General features: G+C 39.4%; 1 protein-coding gene. It reads right to left on the minus strand.

The genetic code is table 11. The features are described 5' to 3' along the window. On the minus strand, positions 1 to 505 hold a 505-nt coding region (locus tag J3U42_RS12345; RefSeq protein ID WP_267336625.1), incomplete at both ends, for a WGR domain-containing protein.

The following is a 505-nucleotide window of genomic DNA, read 5'->3' on the forward strand; positions in this document are numbered from 1 at the left end:
AAAACTTTTAAGTTATCAAATTCTTGTTCTTGTGGTGTTTTGGTGACTGTCTCTTTTTTAATCGGGGCATTACTTTGTTTTGGTGGTTGTTTAACTGGAGCAACTTTTTTAGGCGGAACTTTACGTAACTCATCAAAATCAAATGGGTTAGGTTGACCCTCATCAGCCCATTCATCAAGATCAAACCATGGTTTTTCTTTACCGTCATCAATCACATCTTTGGGTGGTGTGGGTTTGGGGTGGTATTTCGGTTTTGGGGCATCGGGCATTTTGATAATTTGACTTAATCGGGCTATCGCGGGCAATAGGGTTGCTGGTATGGTTTTTTCTTGATAACCCTTTTTAAGTTTTGATTTTATTATTTTGCAGGCTTCTTTTTCTGCTTCCTCCTGCGAGGCAAAGGTCTTAGTGTGTTTTTGCCCTTCGGTTCCAACCGCACCGTAAAGCACCGTGTAAAGGTTATCTTTTTGCTCGATATACCAAAATTTATTATTCACTTCATCAA

Origin of the sequence: Gilliamella sp. B2923 (assembly GCF_026536565.1) — a bacterium.
GTDB lineage: Bacteria > Pseudomonadota > Gammaproteobacteria > Enterobacterales > Orbaceae > Gilliamella.